This window comes from Xanthomonas sp. MUS 060 (assembly GCF_000963215.1).
In the GTDB taxonomy this organism is placed as follows: domain Bacteria; phylum Pseudomonadota; class Gammaproteobacteria; order Xanthomonadales; family Xanthomonadaceae; genus Xanthomonas_A.
Genome location: NZ_JZIM01000050.1, coordinates 1 through 5090, shown reverse-complemented (window position 1 = coordinate 5090; position 5090 = coordinate 1). Strand labels below are relative to the sequence as shown.

Annotated in this window: 2 protein-coding genes and 1 pseudogene; all 3 read left to right on the top strand. The window is 61.9% G+C overall.

Annotated elements, in window-relative coordinates:
* Positions 1 to 822: pseudogene (locus tag XANALMUS060_RS22425) on the top strand (condensation domain-containing protein); the annotation flags it as partial.
* Between the two features lie 91 nt (positions 823 to 913).
* A complete protein-coding gene (locus tag XANALMUS060_RS22420; protein WP_082065226.1) occupies positions 914 to 4681 on the top strand; it encodes a condensation domain-containing protein in 3768 nt (1255 codons plus the stop codon).
* A partial coding sequence (locus tag XANALMUS060_RS22775; RefSeq protein WP_255352398.1) for a condensation domain-containing protein occupies positions 4575 to 5090 on the top strand: 516 nt, incomplete at its 3' end. The genes XANALMUS060_RS22420 and XANALMUS060_RS22775, both read left to right, overlap by 107 nt.

Sequence of the window (5090 nt, the reverse complement as noted above, 5' to 3'; positions counted from 1 at the left end):
GTGCCGCAGGCGGTACACGCACAGGAGTACATAGCACCACGCAACGAGGCCGAGCAACGGCTGGCGGCACTGTTTGCCGAGGTGCTGCGGGTGGAGCGGGTGGGCATCCACGACAACTTCTTCGCCTTGGGTGGGCACTCGCTGTCTGCATCGCAACTGATCTCGCGTATTGCCAGGGATATGGCGATCGATTTGTCCCTGACCATGCTGTTCGAGCTGCCCACGGTAGCGCAGCTTAGCGAATCCCTCGCCAGCCATGCCCGCGACAGCGATTGCGATGTCATCCCCGCAAGCACCGAGGAGGCGACCATTCCGCTTTCCACTGCGCAGGAGCGCATGTGGTTCCTGCACAAGTTCGTGCAGGAGACGCCGTACAACACCCCGGGTCTGGCCTTATTGCAAGGAGAACTGGACATTTCGGCCTTGCAGGTAGCATTTCGCTGTGTGCTAGAACGGCACGCCGTGCTGCGTACCCATTTCGTGGAAACCGAGCAGCAATGCGTACAGGTCATTGGCGCAGCAGAGCAGTTCGTGTTGCAGCTTAGGCCGATTCGCGACGAGGCTGATCTGCATGGCCGATTGCACACAGCCGTCAGCGAACCCTTCGATTTAGAACGCGAGCTGCCATTGCGCGCCCTGCTGTATCGCCTGGACGACCGGCGGCATTACCTAGCAGTGATCATCCATCACATAGTCTTCGACGGCTGGTCGACCTCAATCCTGTTTCGTGAGCTGGCCACGCACTATGCTGCATGCCGCCATGGCCAATCCGCGCCTTTGCCACCGCTGGAGCTCAGCTATGCCGATTACGCACGCTGGGAGCGTGCGAGGCTGACCGCAGGCGGTACACGCACAGGAGTACATAGCACCACGCAACGAGGCCGAGCAACGGCTGGCGGCACTGTTTGCCGAGGTGCTGCGGGTGGAGCGGGTGGGCATCCACGACAACTTCTTCGCCTTGGGTGGGCACTCGCTGTCTGCATCGCAACTGATCTCGCGTATTGCCAGGGATATGGCGATCGATTTGTCCCTGACCATGCTGTTCGAGCTGCCCACGGTAGCGCAGCTTAGCGAATCCCTCGCCAGCCATGCCCGCGACAGCGATTGCGATGTCATCCCCGCAAGCACCGAGGAGGCGACCATTCCGCTTTCCACTGCGCAGGAGCGCATGTGGTTCCTGCACAAGTTCGTGCAGGAGACGCCGTACAACACCCCGGGTCTGGCCTTATTGCAAGGAGAACTGGACATTTCGGCCTTGCAGGTAGCATTTCGCTGTGTGCTAGAACGGCACGCCGTGCTGCGTACCCATTTCGTGGAAACCGAGCAGCAATGCGTACAGGTCATTGGCGCAGCAGAGCAGTTCGTGTTGCAGCTTAGGCCGATTCGCGACGAGGCTGATCTGCATGGCCGATTGCACACAGCCGTCAGCGAACCCTTCGATTTAGAACGCGAGCTGCCATTGCGCGCCCTGCTGTATCGCCTGGACGACCGGCGGCATTACCTAGCAGTGATCATCCATCACATAGTCTTCGACGGCTGGTCGACCTCAATCCTGTTTCGTGAGCTGGCCACGCACTATGCTGCATGCCGCCATGGCCAATCCGCGCCTTTGCCACCGCTGGAGCTCAGCTATGCCGATTACGCACGCTGGGAGCGTGCGAGGCTGAACCAGGAAGACGCGCTGCGCAAGCTCGAATATTGGAAAACGCAGCTTGCCGATGCACCGCCGCTGGTGTTGCCCACGACCTATGCGCGGCCGGTTTTCCAGAACTTCAATGGCGCGACTGTGGCGCTTCAGATCGAGCCGCCGCTGCTGCAACGCCTGCAGCGTTTCGCCGACGCACACGGCTTTACATTGTACATGCTAATGCTGGCCGCGCTGGGCGTCGTATTGTCGCGCCATGCCCGGCAGAAGCATTTCTGCATTGGCAGTCCGGTCGCCAATCGCGCCCGAGCCGAGTTGCACGGTTTGATCGGCTTGTTCGTCAACACCCTGGCGGTACGGCTCGATTTGGACGGCAATCCCAGCGTGCGCGAGCTGCTCGAACGCATCCACTGCACCACGCTGGCCGCCTACGAGCACCAGGATGTGCCGTTCGAAAAAATCGTGGAAAGCCTGCAGGTGCCGCGCGATACCGCGCGTAACCCGCTGGTGCAGGTGATGCTCAATTTCCAGAACATGCCGATGTCGGCGTTCGACCTGGACGGTGTCCAGGTGCAGGTGCTCCCCATGCACAACGGCACGGCCAAGTGCGAGCTGACCTTCGACCTGCTGCTGGATGGCTCACGCCTATCCGGTTTCGTCGAATACGCCACTGGGCTGTTTGCGCCGGAATGGGTCCAGGCGCTGGTACAGCAATTCAAGTGTGTGCTGGCGGCATTGGTGGAACGGCCGGAGGCATCGCTGAATGATTTGCCCATGGCGCCCAACGAGACGCAACCGGCGTCGTCGGCATTGATGAAGCATGTCGCGCCGAGCTTGCCCAACTTACTTGAGGCTATGGCGGCCAATGATGCCGCACGCCTCGCCTTGCAAGCGCCGGAAGGTGCGCTCAGTTACGCTCAGCTGATCGAGGCAGCAAACGAGTTCGCCTGGCGTTTGCGGTGCGAGCACGCCGGTCCGGACAGGGTAGTTGCCCTGTGCCTAGCGCCTTGCTCCGCCTTGGTGGTTGCTTTGCTGGCCGCTTCATTATGCGGTGCGGCGAGCGTGCTGATCGATCCGACGACGACTGCCGAGGCCCAATACGACCAGTTGTTCGAAACGCGGGCCTGCATCGTGGTGACCTGTTCTAGCTTGCTGGAGAAGTTGCCGCTCGACGACCAGGCTGTCCTGCTGATCGACGAGCAAGCTACAGAAGCGACGCCGCGTTTGATGCATTTCGCCGACGATCCAGCTTTGCCCGCAATGCTGCATTGTATGTGTGACGAAAAGGGGCGAACCCGCACGATCATGGTCGAAAGCGGCAGTTTGTCGAGTCGCCTGCTCGATAGCGTGCAGCGTTTCGGTCTCGAACGTACCGATCGCTTCCTGCTGCGCAGCCCGCTTTCTGCCGAACTGGCGCATACCGAAGTACTGCAATGGTTGGCGGCGGGCGGCAGCCTCAGCATCGCACCGATGCATGGCGATTTCGATGCCGCTGCCTGGCTGGAGACTCTCGCGACGTACGCGATCAGCGTGGCCTACCTGGCTCAAGTTGAATTGACCGAGATGCTGGCGCATCTGCAAAACCATCCTCTTGCGCGCAACAAGCTGGCCGGCTTACGCGTGCTGGTGGTGCATGGCGCGCCCTTGCCGATCGCGCCGCTGATGCGCCTAGACGCGTGGTTGCGAGAGGTGGGCGGTTCCGCACGGATCTTCGCCGCCTACGGGAATGCCGAGTTCGGTGCCGAAATATTGAGCCAGGATGTCAGCGCTGCATTGCAAGCGGGTATTGGCGCTCAATACAAGCATCGCCGTGGTCTGTTCCCGTTGGGTGCCAACTCGATGTGTCACGTGGTGCAGAGCAACGGCCGCATCGCGCCCGACGGCATGGTTGGTGAATTGTGGATCACACAGCCAGTCTGCTTGTACAAAACTGATGCATTGGTGCGTCGCCTGGCAAATGGGCAACTGGAATGGTTGGGCTCCCTCGATGTCCAGTCGCGTATCGATGATCCCCGCATCGATCTGTGCGTCGTGGAGGCACAACTGCGCTTGTGCGAAGACGTCGGCGAAGCGGTAGTGCTGTATGAGCCGGTGAAGCGCTGCTTGGTAGCCTATCTGTCGGCCCGTAGCACAGCTGCAATCATGACCGACGAGACGCTGGCCAGGATCCGCCTGGCCCTGAGCGAAACCTTGCCGGATTATCTACTGCCTGCAATCTGTGTGCCGCTCGCGCACTGGCCACGCTTACCCCATGGGCGGGTCGACCTCGGCGCCTTGCCTGCACCGGATTTCGATCTTGCGCGGCATGAGTCGTACATAGCGCCACGCACAGCCGTCGAACAGGCCGTGGCCGAAATATGGCAACGCGTGTTGAAGCGTACCCAGGTCGGCGTGCATGACAATTTCTTCGAGCTGGGCGGCCATTCGGTGCTGGCGATCCAGCTGGTGTCCGGCTTGCGCAAGGCTTTGGCCATCGAAGTGCCGGTCACCCTGGTGTTCGAGGCACCGATACTGGGGGCGCTTGCGCGGCAGATCGCCCCCTTGTTGGTCAGCGAACGGCGTCCGTGCCCGCCCGGCCTGACGCGCCTGGAGCATACAGGGCCGATTCCGGCTTCGTACGCACAGGAGCGGTTATGGCTGGTGCACGAGCATATGGAGGAGCAGCGAACCAGCTACAACATCAGTAACGCAGCGCATTTCATCGGAGCAGCCTTCAGCGTCGAAGCGATGCGTGCCGCATTGAACGCGCTGGTGGCGCGGCACGAAGTGCTGCGCACGCGCTTTCTTTCGCAGGACGGGCAGCTGCAACAGGTGATCGCTGCCTCGTTGACGCTGGAGGTGCCGGTACGCGAGGTGTCGGCCGAGGAGGTCGACCGACCTGCTGCTGGCCGCGAGCACGCGGGAGATTTTCGATCTGCGGCAGGGGCCCTTGTTCAAGGCATGCATCCTGCGCGTGGCGGCCGATCACCATGTGGTGTTGAGCAGCATCCACCACATCATTTCCGACGGCTGGTCGCTGGGAGTGTTCAACCGTGACCTGCACCAGCTGTACGAGACGTGTTTGCGCGGCACGACCCCCGCACTGCCGACGTTGGCGGTGCAGTATGCCGACTACGCGCTGTGGCAACGACAATGGGAGCTGGCGGCTCCGCTGTCGTACTGGACGCGGGCACTGGAAGGCTACGACGACGGCCTGGACCTGCCCTACGACCGGCCGCGCGGCGCCACGCGGGCGTGGCGGGCGGGGCTGGTCAAACACCGCTATCCGGCGCAACTGGCCCAGCAGCTGGCGGCCTACAGCCAACAGTACCAAGCGACGCTGTTCATGAGCCTGCTGGCGGGCCTGGCGCTGGTGCTGAGCCGTTACGCCGATCGCAAGGACGTGTGCATCGGTGCGACGGTTTCCGGCCGCGACCAGCTGGAGCTGGAAGAGCTGATCGGCTTT